Below are 21332 nucleotides of genomic sequence, written 5' to 3' on the forward strand. Positions count from 1 at the left end.
GTGGTAAGCCCTTCGCGCTATTGCATAGAACCTTGGCGATAAAAAACTCATCAACTCGACCTTCCACTAAACGACTTGAAAAAATAGCTAAAAATTACTGGAATCATTTTCGCCGGAAACGCTGCAGGAAATGACCGATTCTGGACCTGACTTGCGCTGGTATCGGCAAGCGGCGAGCCACGCGCTGCATCATTGCGAATATCCCGACTTCACCCCGAGAGTCGAAATGACCAGCGCGGACGAAACGGGTTATTCCTCTCAGTGGTCGCGTAAATCTCCAGGAGCGGCTGCGATATATCTCTGCCAATGTTGATTCTGCAAAGTGTGTCTGATGTTCAGGTAGTATAGAGGTTTGCCTGACCAGGTTAGCTATTTCTATTTGGGAGCTTTGAAGGTTGCTCTCTGCTATCTCCGCCCGGGCACGTTGCTGATGTACCTCATGCCCAATTTCGGTGATCTGTGCGGTGAGTGCATTTATTCTGCCGATGAGAATGTCTCTTTCGGATTGTGCTTCGCTGACTCGTGCTGCAAGGTGGGCTCTTTGTGATTCCGACTCGGTAAGCCTTTCTTGCAGCGTAGGTGTTCCTTTAAAGAGAAATGGCCAAGGAGCTGGTCCGCCAGAGTTGTCGGGAATGGAGCAAGAATTATTAACTTCCGCAACATTTAACAGCGCGTCTGATAGCAGGGATCGCCAACTGGATCGTCTTTCAAGGTTCATCCCGTGGTCTGCCAGTTTCGGCTCTCGGATGAATTCCTCTAGTTCTTGTGTTACTTGGAGGGCCCTTGATTTTTGATCGTAGAATGGGTTGCTACTACGTAACCAGCACGGAATGCCTGCAAGCTGCAGCCAGAGCGCTACATGATAGGAGCAAGAATAGCCGAACTGGCCAGTAATTCCCTGCTGATTACTGCTTCCCGAATTGCCAAAAATAAGGCTGGTCAAATTAATCAGCCGAGTATCATAGAATGGAAACTGAGCATCGAGCTTCTTGATTGTTTCGAGCGTATCGACAACCTCTTGGCGAGTATCTCGGAATGCTTGAAATATCGTAACTGGCTCCGTAGCGGATGACGTAGCCTTCAGAGCAGATAGCTCGGCCTGTAGAGAAAGATTGGCCGTGTAATCAGACGAGTTAAGATGCAGCAGCAGACCTTCTCCTCGTCTCAAACGAGTGCATTGAGTGAGATCCTGCAAGGCTTCAGTTGCATCATCAAAGGAAAAATGCGGCTCGAACCCCGACTCTAGCAGCAATTGTTGAGAGAGTTCATCTCTCACCCCAAACAACAGCGGCTCAAACTCCTTGATATGGTTGGTAACCTTTTCTTGATAGGGATCCGTGATCTGCTGTCCGGAGACGAAATAGCTAATCCCGGGTGCCAAACGTAGGAAGTGGCTTGCGACCGATAGCACGAAGTCGCCCCACATGTGGTTGAGAAATCCTCCCCCATAAAGATGAACTGCAGCAAGATTTCGAATTTCGCCAACGGCTTTCAGCCTGGGAGAATTCTCATCGAGGATGAGAGGGTAATCAGCAACATAGAGAATGGCATCGGTGCCATATGCCGATTGGGCCCAGTCGGGGAAAGCGGCAAAGCCGATCGCATTTGCAGCCATTACTGAAACAGTAGCATAGCGCCTAGTTTCTTTGACAAGGCGAATGGCATTCAGGTGCTGCAGCACATCACCGAAATTACCATAGCCAAAGTCACTGCCGATCAGTACTAGTTTCTGCTGTTCATTTGCCAGCACGTCGAGACTAGTCTCATCTGCATAGAGATAGATGTTGCTCATGGTTTCTCCTGCACCGTTGTTACTCCAAAGGTCTGGGCGACTCGTTCGGAAAATGCATGTTCGCCATGTCTCTCTTGTATCAGCCCTCGAGCACGCTCACGCATAGAAGATGTATGCTCCCACCGAGCATACATCTGCTTCACGGCTTGCACATAAGCTTCTACTAGAGCTGTGTCATCGATAAGGTCTGGAATTAGATATCCGGTGTCACCGTCTATAACTGCTTCGGCGATGCCTCCCACGTCTGGAGCAATGACGAGAAGACCTGCTCCCATAGCTTCCAGAATTATATTCGGCAACCCGTCAAATTTACTGGTATAGATGAAGGCATCATATTGGTCGATCGGGAGATCAAAGAAGTTTGAGAATTCGCCTCGCCAAGTAAGTCCTGGAGCATCAAATATTTTGCTGTCGTAGCCAGGGTCGATCGTTCCATAGGCATCAATACTGATGTTCGGGATCTCTTGGGATAACCTGGAGGCCACTAAGCGTATTAATTCGGGACGTTTCTCTGTAGCAATGCGTGATGCCCATAGTAAACGCATGCAGGGGGCTGTCGTATTTTTCTTATGCTTTTTAGATATTTTGCAATTTGTATAAATTACATTGTATTTTTGATCATTTTGTCCCAAGGCTGCCGCATCTTTTTCTACGATGCTATAGCAATCTGATACGACTTTATCAATGAAGGAAAAATGTTGGCGCAGGAATTTAATACCCCAAGGTCCGTGAATTCTGTGCTGTTCCCAATCATAGATGCCATCACTGAAGCGATAATAAACTATCTTCAAATGAGCTGATAGTGCTGGGCTAAAGCTGTCCATGATTTGGTGGGAGAACTTGCTTGACTTGAGGTGGAGCCGAGCACCCTCATTAGCGGTCGCGAGTATTGCACGGACAGCAAGAGTGTTTCTGTCCATATCGCTCAGCGATGGAAATGTGTTGAATAAGTCTATAAAAACGCTACCCTTTGGTAACAAGTAGGTCCATTCATGTTTACTTGCACTTTGGCCAGTTAGAACCAGTATCCGTTTTGAGAGTCCTTGGGCCTGTAACTTTCCAAGTATTTGAAGTATATATTTTTCTGCCCCGCCGGGCCTTAACCATGGCAGTAGTACTACATCAGTAAAGGAGTGAGATCCAAGTAACTCATATAATCTTTCCAGCCGGAATCCCCAGTGTTGCCCATCCCAAGGAATAGGGTAATAGCTAGGAGCGCTTTCTATGCGATATGGCTCTACCTCGGGATCCAGTGCTGCGGCTTCAGCGATATAATCCGTCATACCTGCCGAGTCTAGTAGCTCTTTTGCTAGATCTCTCTCATGAAAGCGTCGACGTCCAGCCAAGAAGCCATTCCAATCGGGATGCTCCTTTCGAGAGTTCGTCATGAGTGTGCGGAAAAATGATGGTTCGAACAGCGTCGAATGCGGAATCAGACGAGCCGAAACCGCATTAGCTTGCCTCAGTAGGCTATTGTTTCGTTGTCTGTAAAAAAATACAGTATCGGGTGCTATTAGGAACGTAGTTCCGGATGAAAAAAGTCGGCAGTTGAAGTCCCAGTCCTCATAGGCAAAGCCGGTTGTAACCTTAAGATCAAGATACTGTAGCTCTTTGAAAATTGACGCTCTTAAGAAAATGCGGGATACATACGGGTGCTGATATGCAAAATCTGCTGCGGTCAGCCATTCCGAGCCAACATAGCGCACAACGTGATACTGCTCGCCAAATGCAGCAAGATATTCGATAAAGATTGCGACGTTCTTGTGAGGGTGATTGCGTGCTGTCCGCACAAGCTGAATGAGCGCATTTCGGGAGACCAGGTCATCGGCATCGGCAGTCCAGACAAACTCGCCTTCTGCAAGCTCTACACCGGCATTACGTGCCAAGCCTAGCGAGCCCACGTCAATCTCAACACTCTTGATTGCGGCAAAGCCCGTGAGCGGCGTGGATTGGAATACAGCCCTGGTTGCCGCATCGCTCCGGTCGAAGACGGCCACCAGTTCGACAATGATTCCATGCTGTGCCGCCTCGGTAGCACAGGTATCCAATGAATACAGCGTAGGCCTTAAGTACAGGGCTTCTCTGTGAATATTCAGAACAACACTGACGTCTATTTTCATAGTTGGCATGTAACTTCAAAAGGCATCTTGAACTTGAACCACATGGGGTTTTCCGTGTCGGTCAACACGTCAAACACCATGGCTAACTCATCGGCAAAAACCACCACATTGTCACTGCGATCCCATCTGCTGACCTGATTGACCCGGAGGGCGACCGAATAAGACTGTCCTCCCCGTAAAGACATACTAGACTTGAAGATGAATAGTCCCTTTTGGCCGGCAGAAAAGTTGAGGCTGTGTCGGTGGGTGTTGAAATAGCTCTCCCCTGTCAGTTCCTGGCCAAACTGATCCTTGATTAGGAAGCCGACACTGATATTTCTGACAGTCTGATGAGGCTCCAGCTCAAATTCCAGAGAGAAGCTCTCTCCCTGTTGCAAATAATCAACTATTTGGCCTTGAGAGTTTCTAAGTCGCTTGGCACTAACCGATAGAACAGACCCGCCATCCAGCATAGTGGTCGCTGAAGGAGAATTTACAGCGGTTTCAGTATTGGCAGTATGATCAGTTTGCTTTGGAAGTGCTGGTTCTTGAATATTGCCGTCTTGTTGCTCCTCATCGTGCCGGGCGGTTTGCAGGGTAATGCGGTTATGCTCAATGAACACGTCGTTCATGTAAGCATTGGTCACTTCAGTGACGCCGCCCTGCATTTTGATAGTACCGCTCTCCAGCCATATTGCTTCGTCGCAGAGTGCGCGTACGGCATCGATGGAATGGCTGACAAAAAGAACAGTGCAGCCACTTTCCATCAATGTGCGCATTCTGGCCATGCTCTTGTGCTGGAACCAAGCATCCCCTACGCTCAAAGCTTCATCCACGATCAGGATATCGGGTTCCACGTTGACGGCCACCGAGAAAGCCAACCGAGCAAACATACCGCTGGAGTAGGTTTTGACAGGCTGATGAACAAAATCACCGATATCCGCAAAGGCGAGGATATCGTCTAGCTTTCTGCTCACCTCTTCTTGGGTCAACCCCAGAATCTGCGCATTGAGATAAATATTCTCGATGCCGGTGAACTCAGGATTGAAGCCGGACCCCAGTTCCAGAAGTGCGGCTACTCTGCCGTTGACTTCGATGTCGCCGTGAGTCGGTGACAGCGTAGCGCAGATCATCTGCAGGAGTGTCGACTTGCCCGCGCCATTCTTACCAAGAATGCCGAGAACCTTGCCCCTGGGAATGAAGAACGATACGTCCCTCATTGCCCAGAACTCCCGGAAATAGCGCTTTCCAAATCGTCCCAAGAGCATCTGCAGCAGGCGATGATGGGGCTTATCGTAAATCTGGTAGCACTTCCCCAGATTCTGAACACGGATGGAAAAGTCAGAGGACATCGGCAAAGCCCTTTCGTGTTTTCTGGAACCAGCTGAATCCCAGCCATGCAAAGGTCAGGGACAGTACAGTCCATATGGTCCATTCGAACCAGTCGATGCTTTTGCCCCAGATCATGAGGTTGCGGGCTTCTTCAACGATATATGTTAGTGGATTGAAATGCATGAACCATTGATATTTCTCCGGCAATGCTCCTATGGGGTAGAAAATGGGAGACAAGAACATCAGGACGGTCGTCACTACGCCGATGAACTGGCCCACGTCGCGCAAGTAAACGCCTAGTGAGGCGAGAATCCATGAGACCCCTAGAATTTGTAGGCAAAGGGGTACCAGGATTAGTGGAAAAGCCAATATGCTCGCATGTGGTATGCCAAAGAAAATCAAGTAAAAGCCGAGCCATACGACTAAACTGATCATCATATGGAATGCCGCTGCTCCCAAGGAAATTACCGGTAATATTTCCAATGGAAAAATGACTTTCTTGACGTAATTCGCGTTGCTTAGAATCAGGCTTGGTGCCCGGTTGACCACCTCGGAAAAGAGATTGAATATCAGCAGGCCAGCAAACAATACCAGGGCGAACTCGACCCGCGAACCGCCTCCTCCTTGCCAGCGCGCCTTGAAAACTACGCTAAACACGAATGTATAAACTGTTAGCATCAATATTGGGTTGAAGAATGACCATAAAAGCCCCATTACCGAGCCGCGATATTTTCCAATAACTTCACGCTTGATTAAGTTGAGTATCAGGCTTCGGTGGGCCAAGATCGAACGCCCAAAAGCCAATGGCGATATTGATCTGATAGCATGGGGGTTCATATATATTCCTTTGAGTTTCTAGAGTGCCAATAGGCCAGCAACATGCTGCATATTCATCGAGCTGTTGTCGTCTAGTTTTCTTGCCGATGTGTGCGTTAGTCATAATTGGCTTTGCTCACATAGGCTTTAATTTTATTTTTACTCTGCATTCTATGTTTTAAATCAGCCTGGCTCTATGTATTTTTATTCTGGACTGTCTGGTTTATGTGTTCCAATTTTTGCCGCGATAGCGTCAAGATATGTTTTTTAGTAACGAATCTCTTGAAGATGACCAGTCGGCCAATACGAAATTACTGTCAATAAAATCCACCCTGCTGGTAACTAGAATTAGCATGGACTATATTTTTTTAAAGATTGCTGCAACGACCAGTCCAAGGTTTCCCAGCAAGGTTTGACGATGGATTCCGCTGTGCTTTAGATGATATAGGCGGGGCACAAGGCTCATATGACGTCCTTTATTGAAATGCTCAAGTATTTCCAGGTTTTGTGGCGTCAGCTTGTCTTGGAGCTTATAAAGTGCCGCGACATTGGCGTCATTCCAACGACTGAAATGGCCCTTATTTAATTGGCTAATCCGCTTGAGGCGCCCTTGCCAAGTTGTATTCATGCCAGCTAGGTTTCTGTCGTGCTGACGATAGCGCAGAGAAGGATATCGATCAAAAAAGACCGAACCGCCACAACCACTAACCACAAGGTAGGACCACCAGTCATGGGAGGGCACGGGTGTGTCACATCCTACGTCGCTGAGCAGTGCTCGGGCTGCATTGTTGAAGACTATTGTGTTACCACCGCCGATGCTCTGCACTAGTGCATTAGCAAAACAGGGGGGTTTAGAAAATAGTGGTGATAAGCCGATTTCATTGTTATCTGCATCAACGAGTCTGGTGCGGGAGCAATATAAAGCAGGTTTGTCGGTGGAAACGGTCTCTAGCCATAGTACGGCTCGCGCCAGCTTATCCGCCTCCCAAATGTCATCCTGATCGGCATAGGCGTAATAGTCTGCTTTGATATCAGCGTTACAAGTCAATGATAGAAAATTAGCAGAAAACCCTTTGCCTGGTCCTTCGAGTATCCTTAAGCGGTCAGTGGACCATCGTTGTGCATAGGCCTCAAAGACTGCATGTGTTCCATCACTGGATCCGTCATCTGAGGCCCAAACTTCCCAGTTGCTGTGTGTCTGGGTGGCAAATGAATCAAGTTGCTCCGGTAGGTACAATTGGCCTTGGTAAGTTCCCAGAAGAATTGCTACTTTCGGCAATGTTCCAGTATGTGTGTGGGGGCAATCTACCACTTGATGATTTTCTTGTCGGTTGGCGGCAGGCATTAAACGCTCCATGAGTCTCTCGTGTTCTCTTTCCCGATAACACGTACAGAGGTTATCCGGATGGAGGCCCACGAGAGGCAAAGTTTGCTACCACGACCTTTCAAAGCAGTGTTCATTTCGTCAAACAATGAAAAATTTCACGTCTTTGGTTTCCTCAGGACTCGTCTAGACCGGTTAGATAGCCGTTCGGGTTTTGCGTCTGCCAGCGCCAAGCATCAATGCACATGCTTAACAAGTCCCTCTCTGCGTGCCAGCCAAGATACTGCGCGGCATGACTCGGATCGGCATAGCAGGAAGCAACATCGCCGGGGCGTCGGTTCGCTAGCTGATAAGGAATAGGTCGGCCACTAGCCTGTTCGAAAGCACGAACCACGTCGAGTACGCTGTAACCGGTGCCGGTGCCAAGGTTAGTCTCGAAGCATTGTGGGTGGTCCAACCGCTCTAGTGCCTTCAGGTGGCCGTGTGCTAGGTCGACTACATGAATGTAGTCGCGTACACCTGTTCCGTCTGGTGTAGGGTAATCACTGCCCCAAACCATCAACTGCTCGCGCCGACCAACGGCGACCTGTGCGACGAAAGGCATCAGATTGTTCGGAATGTCTCGCGGATCCTCGCCAATGCGTCCACTTGGATGGGCGCCAACTGGATTGAAATAACGCAAGATGGCTATCTGCCATGAAGGGTCGGAGCAATATAGATCGCGCAGCATATCTTCGACGATCAGTTTGCTTCGGCCATAGGGATTGGTGGCCGATAGTGGGTGGTCTTCGGTCAGCGGTAATCGCTGGGGCTCACCATATACGGTGGCTGATGAACTGAATACCAATCGACGTACCCCGCAATTATTCATTGCATTGAGTAGTCGATGTGTGCCGACGACATTATTGTCGTAGTAGGCGAGTGGCTGTTCGACTGATTCGCCGACAGCCTTCAGGCCGGCAAAATGAATCACTGCATCGCAACTGTAAGCTTGTAGCGCGGATTCGATGGCCGCCTGATCGCGTATGTCACCCTCCACGACGATGAGTGATTTGCCGGTCAGTTCCTCTACTCGGCGCAACGATTCATGGTGGCTGTTGCAGAAATTGTCGAAACAAACGACTTCGTGGCCAGATGCCAGCAATTCTAGGCAGGTATGCGAGCCGATATAGCCGGCGCCACCAGTGACGAAAATCATCGAAAGTCCCACTTTAAAAAGGTGATATCTTAACCCGGCTATCCATCCTCCGACTAGGGAGCGTTCTGCCCCGAGCTAACCATTGATCTATTAGAGACGGCTGTACGAAGTAGTGCGCCTCGTCAAGAGAGTTCAGAACAAGTCGTCATCTCCTGGCCAAGGTCCTCCGGGCCGCTGATGATCGTATACCTCAGCAGCTGAACTGGTGTGGCTGCAGCGATCCGACGATGAAGGATGAACTGTACGAGGCATTCCCTTGCGCCAGGTTTTTGGCTTGACTCTATGGAAACTCCGGAAAAGTCCCGGCTGATCTGATGAAATGGCACCCCCGCTGAACCCGAGCCCTGTCGCATGACCCAAATGAGCTTTTCCGATGCCGAGTACGCTGGCAAACGCAAACAGACCCGGCGCGAGCGCTTTCTGGCAGAGATGGAGCAAGTGGTGCCTTGGGCTGGGTTGCTGGAGTTGATCGAGCCGTCCTATCCCAAAGCTGGCAATGGTCGTCCGCCGTATCCGCTGGAAACCATGCTGCGCATCCACCTGCTGCAAAGCGGGTTCGCCCTCAGCGATCCGGCGATGGAGGAAGCGCTGTACGAGATCACCTCGCTGCGTCAGTTCGCCAAGCTGTCGCTGACCCAGGGCAGCATCCCGGAAGACACGACGATCATGAACTTCCGCCACCTGCTGGAGCAGCATGGTTTGGCGGCGGGCATCCTGGCTGTAATCAATGGCCATCTGGGCGAGCGAGGGCTGTCGCTGCGCCAGGGCACCATCGTCGATGCGACTATCATCCATGCACCGAGCTCGACCAAGAACAAGGAATGCAAACGCGATCCTGAGATGCACCAAACGAAGAAGAGCAACCAGCACCTCTTCGGGATGAAGGCGCATATCGGCGCCGATGCCGAGTCCGGCCTGGTGCACAGCGTGGTGGGGACGGCGGCCAACGTGGCCGATGTCACCCAGGTCGACCGATTGTTGCACGGCGAGGAGAACGGGGTGTGTGCCGATGCGGGCTACACCGGCGTGGAGAAACGCCCGGAACATGAAGGGCGTGAGGTCATCCGGCAGATCGCGGCACGGCGGAGTACCTACCAGCGCCTGAGCAAGCGCAGTGTTCTATACAAGGCCAGGCGCAAGATCGAGAAGGTCAAAGCGCAGGTACGGGCCAAGGTCGAACATCCATTCCAGGTAATCAAACGCCAGTTCGGCTACACCAAGGTGCGCTTCCGGGGACTGGCCAAGAACACCGCGCAACTGGTGACGCTGTTCGCCCTGTCGAACCTATGGATGGCCCGTCGGCACTTGCTGGCCGGCGCAGGAGAGGTGCGCCTGTAAAACACAGAAGCCAGGGCAAAAGCCTGGCTTCGGGTGAATCAGCCCCCGAAGGCTGGGCTGAAAAAGGAGTCAGGTCGCCAATCAGTTGCGTGTGACTGACTTGTTCGGAGCTTCCCTAGGGGAGCAAGGTCCGTCGCGGCGCCTTGCTCATCTGGGCGCCGAGCTCGATCAAGGATCAGGGCGGCAAGCGTAACCCGGAGACACACCAAGCCAAGAAGGAGAATCAGTATTACTTGGATACGATAGCCCGTACTGATTCCGATAAAGGGGGCGTATGGCGCTAGTGTGCGAATAGCTATACGGCAAGGAAAGCGTGGTGTTTGCTGACGCCGACCGTACTGGAGTCGAGCGACCTGTGGGTCGCCAAGTCGTCTGGCAGGTCGCGACTTAGCCCAGTACAAGACGTATGGCAAGGATGCCCCTCGTGCAAGGTACTGCGCAAAATCGAGAACGCCAAAGCCCAGTTTCGTCTCCAAGATCAAACTGTCGCGTGATCAAACGGCAGTTTGGCTACACTAAAGCGTGTTGCGGGAAGGGGGCGTCCAAAAAATCGACGTAAATGAATCAGCTTGTTCGCTCTGTCGAAACGTTGAATGGCGCGCCGAAATTTGTAGATGGTTATAAGTGAGTGTTCCGTAGCAGAGGAGATGCTGGCCGTAGCGATGATATTGAGCATGATGGATTGATTGGCTTAAGAAATCCGATACTAATATGGCCAAAGAATATCTGAAATGACTAAGGTGTCCTCAGAAGCCATGTTTTTTGTCGTGTGAGGCTAACTGCTTTCGTAGCTTGTGTTGCGACTCTTGGATGGAGATCTTAATGATTAATAAAAAATATCTTTATTTTGTATGGTCTCGAGATGACATGAGGCTCTTCGCTCTAATATTCTTTTTTTCTATTATTGCCAAGGGAGCGGCGGCATTCCGGGGCGTGTCGATAGATGATTACCCGTTTTCCTTAGGCGTTTCAGATAAACAGCTTGAGCTTTTCTTAACCCAGGGGAGGTTTCTGGGGTGGCTTACTGCGTATGTCATAGATGCCATTGGGGTAAATCTCAATGATACATATTTCGCGTCGGCCTTGCTTGTGATCGCCTTGCAGGCGGCTCTTGTTGTTTCTGTGATGCGTTTTGTTGGGTATTCATCATTAATTAGTGCTGGAATAATCGGCGGATTGATTTCGCTGTATCCTTACTCTGCCGAACTACTGACCTTTAAAGTGATTCTGCCAATTTACGCGCTGGCGCTCGTTTTTACCATAATTGCAATTGAGTCTGCTAGGGAGGGCTCCAAGGGATTTGGGGTTAAAGTTGTTGCGATGCTGTCTATTGCTGCCGCGCTAATGACCTATCAAGCCTCTTTGAATTATCTATTGGTTGCTGCCTATGGTTGTTTGCTTATGAGTGTCATATTCAAGAGGAAAGACACTGAGAGCGAGCTTGAGTACCATGCCATGAGGTCCCGGGGGTGGTGGCTTCTGCTGTTTTCTTTTTTAGGGGCCGCTTTATTCTTGGCTACGCTATCCCTTGTAAAGCATCTCGGTTTAGTTGGCGATGTCACCGCGCGAGCTAAATTCATTGGGATCAATCAGCTTTCAAAAAGGGTTGAAGAGGTATCCAGTGCTCTGTATACAATTTTTTTAAAATCAGAACCGATTTTTCCGATTGGTTTGAAAGCAGTTTTTATGATTATAACTCTCACCGCTATTCTGCTTGTTTTGGCTAATTTGCTAAGAGGTTTTCGTAATTATTGGAATTTGGTTTTTGGGTTGTTTTTGCTGTCATTGATTCCGCTGTTATCCATAGGAATAATAATCCCTTTCAATGATTGGTGGCCTGTTCCCAGGGTTCTTGCTCATGTCTCATTACTATTTGGTCTGCTTTTTCTTGCAGCCGAAAAAACCATCTCTCAGGGGGCGTGTAACTTAATTGGTAGATTCTTTATGGTCGGTGGATCTCTGATATTGCTTGGGTTTGTTTTTATAAATAATCAGGTGTTTGCCGATCAGCAAAAAATTGCCCAGTGGGATCGCTTTAAGGTGAATCGCATTGTTGGGAGGCTCGAAGGAATGCCAGACTTTAAAGATATAGAGAGATTGTATGTGAATGGGGGGGGGTGGGGCTATCCGATTGGCCTAAGGACTCTTCAGGGTGATATGAATATTTCTGCGTTTTCCGCAGAGTGGTCTAAAGTGCCATTGGTTCTCGAGTCCACTGGATATAATTTTGGTCGTCCATCTGCTACCGATATAAAAATTGGCACTGAACTTTGTGCGGAAAGAAGTCCTTGGCCAGATAAGGACTCTGTATTTGTTCGTGGTGAGTTAGCCGTAGTTTGCCTTGAAAGGTAGGATTTAATAAGTATTCCTAAGGATGGTCTGAAAAAGCCCCTGCTCGAAAATGCGCCCCAGTAGCCACGCGGCTTACAGGCCTGCAAACTCGAAAAAGGCAGGCTTTTTCAGAGTTTCCCTAACAGGCAGGGAGGGGGGTAGGCGGTACGGTTGTCGTTGATCAACAGATATCTGCCTTCGACGTAACGTACGAACTTGCTCTAGTTCACGGCCGCAAAAGGGCAGAAAGGAGAGTACAACGTCTCAGTGACTCCACGCCAATAGGGCATGGACGAGAAAGCCGATTTTGTACGTCTAATTGTACGTTCGGCGAAAATGACAAGGCCCCGCATTGCTGCGAGGCCTTTGAAATGGTGCCGGCACCAGGAGTCGAACCCGGGACCTACTGATTACAAGTCAGTTGCTCTACCAGCTGAGCTATACCGGCAAGGAGGGACGCCATTATAGCCACGCGCCGGGCGGTGTAAACCTCTGATTTTTCAGCCTGTGCCCGTTCGCTCAGTGGCCGCTGGCGGCCGCTCCCGGCTTGGCGCCGAAGGGGGGCTTGGCCAGCCAGATGATGGCCAGCAGGGTCAGGAACAGCCAGCCGAGCAGGGTGAAGTATTCCACCGTGGAGAGCATGTAGGCCTGGCCTTCGACAATGCGGTCGAGCATGGCCGCGCCGTGCTGGTTGGCGCCGCCGAGCAGGTCCAGGGCGTCGCGGGTGGCCGGGTCGTAGGTGCTCAGGCTTTCCGTCAGGTGGGCGTGGTGTAGCGTGGCGCGGCGGTCCCAGATCCAGGTGGTGAGGGAGGCCGCGAAGCTGCCGCCCAGGGTGCGCAGGAAGGTGGCCAGGCCCGAGCCGTCGGCGATCTGGTCCGGCGGCAGGTCGGAGAGCAGGATGCTGAGGATGGGCATGAAGAAGAAGGCCACGCCCAGGCCCATGAGGGTCTGCACCAGGGCGATGTGGTAGTAGTCGACCTCGGTGTTGAAGGCGGCGCGCATGAAGCTGGTGACGGACATCACCAGGAACGCCAGGCCGGCGAGGATGCGCAGGTCGAAGTTGTTGGCGTAGCGGCCGACCAGCGGCGAGAGGAACACCGGCAGGATGCCGATCGGCGCCGCGGCCAGGCCCGCCCAGGTGGCGGTGTAGCCCATCTGCGTCTGCAGCCACTGCGGCAGCAGCAGGTTCATGCCGAAGAAGCCGGCGTAGCCGCCCACCAGCGCCAGGGTGCCGAAGGTGAAGTTGCGGTGCACGAACAGGCGCAGGTTGACGATCGGGTGCTTGTCGGTCAGCTCCCAGATGACGAAGGCCGCCAGGGCGATGACCGACACCACGGTGCCGCCGACGATGAAGTTCGACTCGAACCAGTCCAGGTCGTTGCCCTTGTCGAGCACGATCTGCAGCGCGCCCACGCCGAGGACCAGCAGGATCAGCCCCATGTAGTCCATGGGCGCGTGCTTGATCACCACCGGGCGTTTCTTCAGTTGCTGGTAGACCACGAAGGCGGCGAACAGGCCGATGGGCACGTTGATGAAGAAGATCCACGGCCAACTGTAGCTGTCGGTGATCCAGCCGCCGAGGATGGGCCCGGCGATGGGCGCCACCACCGTGACCATCGCCAGCAGCGCCAGGGCCATGCCGCGCTTGGCCGGCGGGTAGATGGAGATCAGCAGCGTCTGGGTGATCGGGTACAGCGGCCCGGCGACAAAGCCCTGCAGGGCGCGAAAGCCCACCAGCGTACCCATCTGCTGGGCCACGCCGCAGAGGAAGGAGGCGATCACGAAGAGTAGGGTGGCGGCGATGAACAGCCGCACCTCGCCGACCTTGCGGCTCAGCCAGCCGGTCAGCGGCAGGGCGATGGCGTTGCTCACCGCGAAGGAGGTGATCACCCAGGTGCCCTGCTCGGCGCTCACCCCCAGGTTGCCGGAGATGGTCGGCAGGGCGACGTTGGCGATGGTGGTGTCCAGCACCTGCATGAAGGTCGCCAGGGACAGGCCGATGGTGGCCATCACCAGGCTGGGCGGGCTGAAGGCGCCGTTGCTGCTGTTCTCGCTCATGATGCTTCCGGACTCAGCGCGCGGCGGTGCTGCGGCCGCGGCCGTCGGCCATGTTGGCGTGGATCAGCTGCTCGATGAGCTGGTCCGCCGAGGCCAGCTGCTGCTGGTAGACGTCGGTGGAGAACAGCGCTTCCTTCGGCGGCTGCTGCGACAGGGCCGGGCCGCTCTGGTCGTGCAGGTCGACGTTGACGTCCATCGACAGGCCGATGCGCAGCGGATGCTCGTCCAGTTGCCTGGCGTCGACGCGGATGCGCACTGGCACGCGCTGGACGATCTTGATCCAGTTGCCGGTGGCGTTCTGCGCCGGCAGCAGGGAGAAGGCGCTGCCGGTGCCCACGCCCAGGCTTTCCACGCTGCCCTGGTACTTGACCGAGCTGCCGTAGAGGTCGGAACGGATTTCCACCGGCTGGCCGATGCGCATGTGCTGCAGCTGGGTTTCCTTGAAGTTGGCGTCGATCCACACCTGCTCCAGGGGGATCACCGCCATCAGCGCGGTGCCCGGTTGCACGCGCTGGCCGACCTGCACGGTGCGCTTGGCCACGTAGCCGGTCACCGGCGCGACTATCACCGCGCGGGCGTCGTCCAGGTAGGCCTGGCGCAGCTTGGCGGCGGCCGCCTTGACGTCGGGGTGGGAGGCGACGACGGTGTCGTCCACCAGCGCGCGGTTGGTGTCCAGTTGCTGCTCGGCGCTGGTCAGCGAACTGCGCGCGGTGTCCAGCGCGTCACGGGCGTGGGCCAGCTCCTCGCGGGAGATGGCGCCGTCGTCGGCCAGGTGTTGGCGGCGCTTGAAGTCGGCCTCGGCCTTGGCCAGGGCGACTTTCTTCGCGGCGACGTCGGCCTTGTAGCCGTCGACGTTGCTGAACAGCCCGCGCACCTGGCGCACGGTGCGCGCCAGGTTGGCTTCGGCCTGCTGCAGGGCCACGTCGGCGTCGCTGGGGTCGAACTTCACCAGGACCTGGCCCTTGTGTACCAGGTTGCCGTCGTCGGCGCCGATGCTGACCACGGTGCCGGTGATCTGCGGGGTGATCTGCACCACGTTGCCGTTGACGTAGGCATCGTCGGTGTCTTCGTGCCAGCGCCCGTAGAGGAACTCCCAGAGCGCCGCGGCGATGCCGGCGAGGATGACGACGACCAGCAGGATCAGCAGCCAGCGCTTGCGCTGGGGGTTGCCGCCGGTGGTTTCTTGGGTATCGGTGGTCATGGCGGTTGCCTCTTAGTGCACGGCAGCTGCGCCCGCCTGGGCGAGCGGGGCGGAAGACGGGGGAACGGAGTCGGCCTGGAAGCCGCCGCCCAGGGCTTGCACCAGCTGGACGGAGAGGTCGATGCGCTGGGCTTCCAGGTTGGCCAGCTGGCGCTCGGCGAGCAGCAGCTGTTGCTGCACGCTGAGGGCGTCGAGGTAGTTGCCGACGCCTTCGCCATAGCGGCGCATGGCCAGTTCGAAGTTGGACCTGGCGATGTCGCGGGCCTCGCGCTGGTCGACCAGTTGCTGCTCCAGCGAGCGCAGTTGGCTGAGGTCGTCGCTGACCTCGCCCAGGGCGCCGACCAGGGTCTTGTTGTACTGCGCCACGGCCAGGTCGTAGTCCGCATCCTTGCCGGCCAGGTTGGCGCGCAGGCGGCCGCCGTCGAACAGCGGCAGGGAGATGGCCGGGGCGACCTGGAAGAAGCGGCTCGGCGCCTCTAGCAGGTCGCTGGTGTGCATGCTGGCCAGGCCGACCATCGCGCCCAGGTTGAGGTTCGGGTAGAACTGCGTCTTCGCCGCCTGGATGTCCTTGCTCGCGGCCTCGACGCGCCAGCGTGCGGCGACTATGTCCGGGCGGCGGCCGAGCAGTTCCGCCGGCAGGTTCGGCGGCAGGCTCAGGGCGTCGGTCTTGAGCGGTTGCGGGCGCTGCAGGTCGAGGCCGCGGTCCGGTCCCTGGCCGAGCAGCACGGCCAGGGCGATACGGTCGCTGGCGATCTGCTGTTCGGCGGCGGCCAGCTGCTGGCGGGCACTGGCCACCTGGGTTTGCGTCTGCTGCAACTGCACCTTGCTGTCCAGGCCGGCGTCCATGCGCTTGCGGCTGAGCTCGAACAGGCGCTGCGAACGTTCCAGCTCGTCGCGGGACAGGTCGCGCACGGCGAAGGCGTGGCCCAGCTCGCTATAGGCGCGGGCGACGTTGGCCGAGAGGGTGATGGCCGCGGCCTGGCGGTCCACCTCGGCGGCGTTGGCCTGGCCGAGGGCGGCTTCCCAGGCGGCGCGCTGGCCGCCCCAGAGGTCGAAATCGTAGTTGAAGCCCAGCGACAGGTACTTCACCGCCGAATAATGCCCGCCCGTTGGCGCGGGGAGCACGCTGGTGGGCGCGCGGATGCCCGCATAGCTGGCCTTGCCATTGAGCGTGGGCATGCGCTCGGCATCGGCGGCGTTGGCCGCGGCGGCGGCCTGGCGCGCGCGGGCGTCGGCGATCTGCAGGTCCGGCGTGCCTTTCAGGGCCTCGTCGATCAGGCTGTCGAGCTGGGCGTCGCCCAGGCTGCTCCACCAGTTCCGGCGTGGCCAGGCGGCGCTGGACAGCGGTGTGCCGTCGAGGCTGCGGCCAGCCTGCAGCGAGGCGCTGTCGAGCGCCTTGCCGTTGGGCGCCAGGCCCGAGGAGCTGACGCAGCCGGCCAGCGCCACGGCGCTGGCCAGCAGGGTGGCGGCGGGTAAGCGGAATGCACGCATGGCCTACTTCTCCTGGGTCGCGCCGGGCGCGACGCCATGGCTGGCGAGGATCTTGTCCAGCAGCCGGGTGAGAGTCAGCAGTTCCTCGGGGCTGAGGCAGCCGACCAGTTCGTTCATCGCCCGCACGGCGATCTGTGGCGCCTGGGCGTTCACCGCCTCGCCGGCGGGGCTGAGCTGCAGGCGCACGCTGCGCCGGTCGTTGGGGCAGGGCTGGCGCAGCAGCAGGTCTTTCTTCGCCAGGCGATCGAGCATGCGCGTCATCGAGCCGCTGTCGATGGACAGCTCGCGGCACAGCTCGCCCGGGGTGTTGGCGCGGTTCTGGCCGATGAAGAACAGTACCTTGAATTGCGCGGCGGTGATGTCCAGGTGGATCAGATGCTTGTCCAGCAGGCGGTCCTTGAGGATGGCCGCCAGCCCCAGGAACTGGCCGATCGAGCCCCTGAACGGGAAGTCCGTGACGCGGTAGTGATCCATGGCAAGGCTAATAACTGTCTAGGCAGGAAATCTGTTTCGAAATAATACTGCCTAGGCAGCTAATGACAAATAGCGGATTGTTGCAAATGGGCAACAATCCGTTCCTGAAAGCACTATGCGAGCGTTCCGCGAAACAGGATGTGCCCGCTCGGTGTGCGACGCGGCCCCGGCAGCAGTGCTTATGCACAATGCCGGGGCATGGCTTGGCGGCTAGTGCTAAAAAAGCCTCAGCGTTTTTCAGTTTTTCCCTAAGAGTATGTTTTTAAAAGAAATTATATGGTCTGTTCAAAATTCGAACAGAGCCGCGCCGACAGGCCAGCAGCGGGCCGCGTGAGCGATTTTCCCAGTGTTCTCAACAGAGTTATCCACAGGTTCTGTGGGCTTCTCTCTGGAACGCTCGTACTAGACGTGCTCGGCGAGAATGAGCAGGTTTCGCGGCGTGACCTGGCTGGCGCAGAAGCGCCCCAGGCGCACCCGGTAGCCCTGTTCGACGAGGAACAGCGCGCGGTCGAGCAGCAGCCAGAGTTCCAGCGGGCGGCGGAACAGGCCGCGCACCAGTTCGAGATTGCGCACCTCGGCCAGGCGCCGCCAGCCTTGGGCCTCCAGCGCGCTCCAGTCACGCTCGGCGGGGCGGGGCAGGCCCTTGAGCGCGGCCAGGTCGCGGCAGTAGTCGGCGAAGGGTTTGTGCAGCCAGTCGGCGGGCACCGAGGGCACCGGCAGGTAGCTGTCCTCGCCGCGCAGCTCGCGCTGCAGCAGGTCGAAGGCCAGGCGCCGGGCCATGGAGTTGTCGCGCTGGCGCCGTATCCGGGTGCCGGCGGTGACCGTCTCGGCGAGCGGTAGGCGCAGGTCGTCCTGATCCAGCTTCAGGCGGGAAGCGCCCGCGGCTGTGGATAACGGCTGGTAGTGCTCGCTGGCGATGCGGTTGTAGCAGCAGGGCGCCACCGCCAGTTGCCGGCAGCGCTTACTTGCCGCCAGGCGCAGCAACTGGACGTGCAGGTCGCCGCAGGCGTGCAGCGCCACGGCGGTCTGGCCGGGCTGCAGGTAGCGGGCGGCGCCTTCGGCGAGCACGTCCTGCTCGACGTGCATGGCGCGCAGGCCCAGGCGGTCGCTCAGGCGCTGGCCGTCGTCGACCAGCGCGAGGTCGCGCTCCAGGCTCAGCAGCGGCTGCCCGCCATGGGCCAGCAGGCGCCCGAGGTGGCCCTTGCCGGCGCACCAGTCCAGCCACTGCACGGAGGGCGTGGCGAAGTCCAGGCGGCTGGCGAAGGCTTCGATCTGCTGCCATTTGCGCCCGGGCACGTCGACCTGGAACTGCGCCGGCAGCCTGGGCAGCGGATGTGACGGCAGGTCCTCGACTTCGCTCAGTTGCGCGGCGCGGTTCGCCAGCTCCGGGAAGGGCGCCGGCGCGGGCAGGCGTTCGGGCTGGTTGTGCGCGGCGTCGGCCTGTTCCAGGTCGCGCCCGCGCAGCCAGGTGGCCAGTTCCCGGTGTTCGGCTTCCCAGGGCAGCTCCGGCAGGGTGAAGGGCTTGGGCCGCCACAGCCCCTGGTGGGCGAGCAGGAAGGCGTCCAGGGCCTGGAAGCGCTGGAGCAGGACGTCGTCGGTGAGGCGGTTGGCCACGGCGGTGCGCTGGGGATGAGTGGCGGGGCGGCGATTATAGCGGCCCCGCCACCTCCGGGAAGCGCCGGTCAGCGCCCCTGCATGGAGTCGACCCGCAGCCAGCGCTCGGCGAGGCGGAACAGGCGGGTGAGGACCAGGGTGATGACCAGGTAGAACACCCCGGCGAGGCAGAAGAACAGCATGGCCTCGTAGGTGCGGGCGATGATGGTGCGGGTCATGCCCATGATGTCGAACAGCGTCACGGTGTAGACCACGGCGCTGGCCTTGAGCATGAGGATCACCTCGTTGCTGTAGGCCGGCAGGGCGATGCGCGCGGCGCGCGGCAGGATGATATGCAGCAGTGCCTGGCGGCGCGACATGCCCAGGGCCCGCGCGGCTTCCACTTCACCCACCGGGATGGCGTGGATGGCGCCGCGGAGGATCTCGGCGATGTAGGCCGCGGTGTGCAGCGTCATGGTCAGCAGCGCGCACCAGTATGGGTCGCGCAGGTACGGCCAGAGCGGGCCCTGGCGCACCGAGTCGAACTGCGCCAGGCCGTAGTAGACGATGAACAGCTGCAGCAGCAGCGGGGTGCCGCGGAAGAAGAAGATGTAGGTGTAGGGCAGCGCGCGCACGTACCAGTGCCGCGAGGCGCGGGCGATGCCCAGCGGCACGGCCAGGGCCAGGCCGGCGACCACGGCGAAGGCCAGCAGCTCGAGGGTCAGCCCGGCGCCCTGGAGCATCTTCGGCAGCCACTTGAGGATCAGCTCCATGTCGGTCATAGCTCGTTCCTCACGAAACCGCGGCCGGCGCGGCGCTCCAGGAAGTGCAGTGCGGCCATGACGAACACGGTCAGGCCCAGGTAGATCAGCGCGGCGGTCATGTAGAAGGTGAACGGCTCCTTGGTCGCGTTGGAGGCGACCTGGGCTTTGCGCATGATCTCGTCGAGGGTGATCAGCGAGACCAGGGCGGTGTCCTTGAGCAGGATCAGGTACAGGTTGCCCAGGCCAGGCAGGGCCACGCGCCACACCTGCGGCAGGACGATGCGCCAGAAGATCCGCGGGGCGGACAGGCCCAGCGCCTGGCCGGCCTCGCGGTGGCCCTTGGGCACGGCCAGCAGGGCGCCGCGGAAGACTTCGGTGGCGTAGGCGCCGAAGCACAGGCCCAGGGCGCAGGTGCCGGCGGCGAAGGGGCTCAGGGCCAGGTCGGGCTTGCCGAACAGGTCGCCCACGGCGTTCAGCCCGGCCACGGTGCCGAAATAGATCATCAGCACCCAGAGGGTTTCCGGCACGCCGCGCACCAGGGTGGTGTAGGCGCCGCCGAGCATGCGCAGCAAGGCATTCTTCGAGGTCTTGGCGATGGCGCCGAGCAGCCCGAGGATCAGGCCGAGGCAGACCGCGGCCAGGGACAGCTTGAGCGTCATCAGGGTGCCGGCCGCCAGCTGCGGGCCGAAACCGTGCAGGTCGAAAATCATGGGGATCGCGCCTGAAGGGGCGCGCCCTGGGTCACAGGGCGCGCCGGGCTGGCATCAGTAGATGCTGAAGGGGAAGTACTTGTCGTTGATCTTCTTGTAGGTGCCGTCGTCGACGATTTCCTTCAGGGCGGCGTTCAGCTTGTCACGCAGCGGGTCGCCCTTGCGCACGGCGATGCCGATCTTGTCGTTGTCGAACACCGGCTCGCCCTTGAACTCGAAGTCCTTGCCGGCGTCGCTCTTGAGCCAGTCGTACTGCACGAACTTGTCGGCCAGCACGCCGTCCAGGCGGCCCGAGGACAGGTCCAGGTAGGCGTTTTCCTGGGTGTCGTAGAGCTTGATGGTGACGGTGTCGGACATGTTGTCCTCAAGCCAGGTGCCGGCGATGGTCGCGCGCTGGGCGCCGATCACCTTGCCCTTCAGGTAGCCCTTGTCGGTCTTGAAGTCCACCGACCTGGGCGCCACGAACTGCAGCTTGTTGGTGTAGTAGGGGTTGGTGAAGTCCACCGCCTGCTTGCGCTCGTCGGTGATCGACATGGAGGCGACGATGAAGTCGAACTTCTTGGCGTTCAGCGCCGGGATGATGCCGTCCCAGTCGGAGGTGACCACCTCGCACTCGACCTTCATCTTGGCGCACAGGGCCTTGCCGACGTCGAGGTCGAAGCCGACCACCTGGCCGCTGGCGTCGATGCCGTTGAAGGGCGGGTAGGCGCCTTCGGTGCCGATGCGCAGCTTCTCGGCGGCGACCGCGTGGGCGCCGAAGGCCAGGGTGGCGGCAGCGGCCAGAAGGATCTTCTTATAGTTCTTCATGCAA

Annotated in this window: 16 protein-coding genes and 1 tRNA gene; 2 read left to right on the top strand and 15 right to left on the bottom strand. The window is 57.2% G+C overall.

Annotated features, from left to right (window positions below; translation table 11 throughout):
* Positions 1–103 precede the first annotated feature (103 nt).
* From IG194_RS15025 to galE, 6 genes are all read right to left on the bottom strand, one after another.
* The gene (locus IG194_RS15025) at positions 104–1792 is read right to left on the bottom strand and encodes a hypothetical protein (RefSeq protein WP_141679877.1); all 1689 of its coding nucleotides are present in this window, start codon (positions 1790–1792) and stop codon (positions 104–106) included.
* Positions 1789–3912: a glycosyltransferase gene (locus tag IG194_RS15030; RefSeq protein ID WP_160329396.1), complete on the bottom strand. Its 2124-nt coding sequence runs from the start codon at positions 3910–3912 to the stop codon at positions 1789–1791. Before IG194_RS15030 ends, IG194_RS15025 begins: the two co-directional genes overlap by 4 nt.
* Positions 3909–5243, bottom strand: a complete 1335-nt coding sequence (locus tag IG194_RS15035; protein ID WP_058488098.1) for an ABC transporter ATP-binding protein — start codon at positions 5241–5243, stop codon at positions 3909–3911. Before IG194_RS15035 ends, IG194_RS15030 begins: the two co-directional genes overlap by 4 nt.
* Positions 5233–6060 (bottom strand): ABC transporter permease, encoded by an 828-nt coding sequence (locus IG194_RS15040; protein WP_058488099.1) that lies wholly within the window; start codon positions 6058–6060, stop codon positions 5233–5235. The genes IG194_RS15035 and IG194_RS15040 overlap by 11 nt, the downstream gene beginning before the upstream one ends.
* 337 nt (positions 6061–6397) lie before the next feature.
* A complete protein-coding gene (locus tag IG194_RS15045; protein ID WP_082996411.1) occupies positions 6398–7396 on the bottom strand; it encodes a glycosyltransferase family 2 protein in 999 nt (332 codons plus the stop codon).
* A gap of 142 nt (positions 7397–7538) precedes the next feature.
* A complete protein-coding gene (gene galE, locus IG194_RS15050; RefSeq protein WP_082996410.1) occupies positions 7539–8561 on the bottom strand; it encodes a UDP-glucose 4-epimerase GalE in 1023 nt (340 codons plus the stop codon).
* Positions 8562–8912: 351 nt separating this feature from the next.
* On the opposite strand from galE, the gene IG194_RS15055 reads away from it, so the two are divergent.
* Positions 8913–9899, top strand: a complete 987-nt coding sequence (locus IG194_RS15055; protein WP_058488100.1) for an IS5 family transposase — start codon at positions 8913–8915, stop codon at positions 9897–9899.
* 822 nt (positions 9900–10721) lie between these two features.
* On the top strand, positions 10722–12251 hold the full coding sequence (locus IG194_RS15060; protein WP_160329397.1) for a glucosyltransferase domain-containing protein: 1530 nt from the start codon (positions 10722–10724) through the stop codon (positions 12249–12251).
* A gap of 351 nt (positions 12252–12602) precedes the next feature.
* Here the strand turns inward: IG194_RS15060 and IG194_RS15065 are convergent.
* The 9 genes from IG194_RS15065 to IG194_RS15105 all read right to left on the bottom strand — a co-directional run bounded on the left by IG194_RS15065 (position 12603) and on the right by IG194_RS15105 (position 21328).
* Positions 12603–12678 (bottom strand) — tRNA-Thr (locus tag IG194_RS15065).
* Positions 12679–12749: 71 nt separating this feature from the next.
* A complete protein-coding gene (locus IG194_RS15070) occupies positions 12750–14288 on the bottom strand; it encodes a DHA2 family efflux MFS transporter permease subunit (RefSeq protein WP_058488101.1) in 1539 nt (512 codons plus the stop codon).
* Between the two features lie 13 nt (positions 14289–14301).
* The gene (locus IG194_RS15075) at positions 14302–15489 is read right to left on the bottom strand and encodes an efflux RND transporter periplasmic adaptor subunit (protein WP_009613863.1); all 1188 of its coding nucleotides are present in this window, start codon (positions 15487–15489) and stop codon (positions 14302–14304) included.
* Between the two features lie 12 nt (positions 15490–15501).
* Positions 15502–16980 (bottom strand): efflux transporter outer membrane subunit, encoded by a 1479-nt coding sequence (locus tag IG194_RS15080; RefSeq protein WP_058488102.1) that lies wholly within the window; start codon positions 16978–16980, stop codon positions 15502–15504.
* 3 nt (positions 16981–16983) lie between these two features.
* The gene (locus IG194_RS15085; protein WP_058488103.1) at positions 16984–17454 is read right to left on the bottom strand and encodes a MarR family winged helix-turn-helix transcriptional regulator; all 471 of its coding nucleotides are present in this window, start codon (positions 17452–17454) and stop codon (positions 16984–16986) included.
* 402 nt (positions 17455–17856) lie between these two features.
* Positions 17857–19068 (bottom strand): methyltransferase, encoded by a 1212-nt coding sequence (locus IG194_RS15090; protein ID WP_058488104.1) that lies wholly within the window; start codon positions 19066–19068, stop codon positions 17857–17859.
* A gap of 68 nt (positions 19069–19136) precedes the next feature.
* Positions 19137–19829 carry an ABC transporter permease gene (locus IG194_RS15095; protein WP_009613854.1) on the bottom strand — a complete coding sequence of 231 codons (693 nt, stop codon included), beginning with the start codon at positions 19827–19829 and terminating at the stop codon, positions 19137–19139.
* Positions 19826–20521, bottom strand: coding sequence for an ABC transporter permease (locus IG194_RS15100; RefSeq protein WP_058488105.1), 696 nt, complete (start codon positions 20519–20521; stop codon positions 19826–19828). The genes IG194_RS15095 and IG194_RS15100 overlap by 4 nt, the downstream gene beginning before the upstream one ends.
* 54 nt (positions 20522–20575) lie before the next feature.
* Positions 20576–21328, bottom strand: a complete 753-nt coding sequence (locus IG194_RS15105) for an ABC transporter substrate-binding protein (RefSeq protein ID WP_058488106.1) — start codon at positions 21326–21328, stop codon at positions 20576–20578.
* Positions 21329–21332: the final 4 nt, after the last annotated feature.

It is taken from the genome of Pseudomonas sp. ADPe (assembly GCF_014843515.1).
Classification (GTDB): domain Bacteria; phylum Pseudomonadota; class Gammaproteobacteria; order Pseudomonadales; family Pseudomonadaceae; genus Pseudomonas; species Pseudomonas citronellolis.

Excerpts from the sequence above, each read along its gene's own strand:
- IG194_RS15070 (WP_058488101.1), bottom strand. The coding sequence starts at position 14,288 with ATGAGCGAGAACAGCAGCAACGGCGCCTTCAGCCCGCCCAGCCTGGTG.
- IG194_RS15035 (WP_058488098.1), bottom strand. The coding sequence starts at position 5,243 with ATGTCCTCTGACTTTTCCATCCGTGTTCAGAATCTGGGGAAGTGCTAC.
- IG194_RS15055 (WP_058488100.1), top strand. The coding sequence starts at position 8,913 with ATGACCCAAATGAGCTTTTCCGATGCCGAGTACGCTGGCAAACGCAAA.
- IG194_RS15030 (WP_160329396.1), bottom strand. The coding sequence starts at position 3,912 with ATGAAAATAGACGTCAGTGTTGTTCTGAATATTCACAGAGAAGCCCTG.
- IG194_RS15075 (WP_009613863.1), bottom strand. The coding sequence starts at position 15,489 with ATGACCACCGATACCCAAGAAACCACCGGCGGCAACCCCCAGCGCAAG.
- IG194_RS15040 (WP_058488099.1), bottom strand. The coding sequence starts at position 6,060 with ATGAACCCCCATGCTATCAGATCAATATCGCCATTGGCTTTTGGGCGT.
- IG194_RS15100 (WP_058488105.1), bottom strand. The coding sequence starts at position 20,521 with ATGATTTTCGACCTGCACGGTTTCGGCCCGCAGCTGGCGGCCGGCACC.
- IG194_RS15080 (WP_058488102.1), bottom strand. The coding sequence starts at position 16,980 with ATGCGTGCATTCCGCTTACCCGCCGCCACCCTGCTGGCCAGCGCCGTG.
- IG194_RS15025 (WP_141679877.1), bottom strand. The coding sequence starts at position 1,792 with ATGAGCAACATCTATCTCTATGCAGATGAGACTAGTCTCGACGTGCTG.
- IG194_RS15060 (WP_160329397.1), top strand. The coding sequence starts at position 10,722 with ATGATTAATAAAAAATATCTTTATTTTGTATGGTCTCGAGATGACATG.
- IG194_RS15045 (WP_082996411.1), bottom strand. The coding sequence starts at position 7,396 with ATGGAGCGTTTAATGCCTGCCGCCAACCGACAAGAAAATCATCAAGTG.
- IG194_RS15095 (WP_009613854.1), bottom strand. The coding sequence starts at position 19,829 with ATGACCGACATGGAGCTGATCCTCAAGTGGCTGCCGAAGATGCTCCAG.
- galE (WP_082996410.1), bottom strand. The coding sequence starts at position 8,561 with ATGATTTTCGTCACTGGTGGCGCCGGCTATATCGGCTCGCATACCTGC.
- IG194_RS15085 (WP_058488103.1), bottom strand. The coding sequence starts at position 17,454 with ATGGATCACTACCGCGTCACGGACTTCCCGTTCAGGGGCTCGATCGGC.
- IG194_RS15105 (WP_058488106.1), bottom strand. The coding sequence starts at position 21,328 with ATGAAGAACTATAAGAAGATCCTTCTGGCCGCTGCCGCCACCCTGGCC.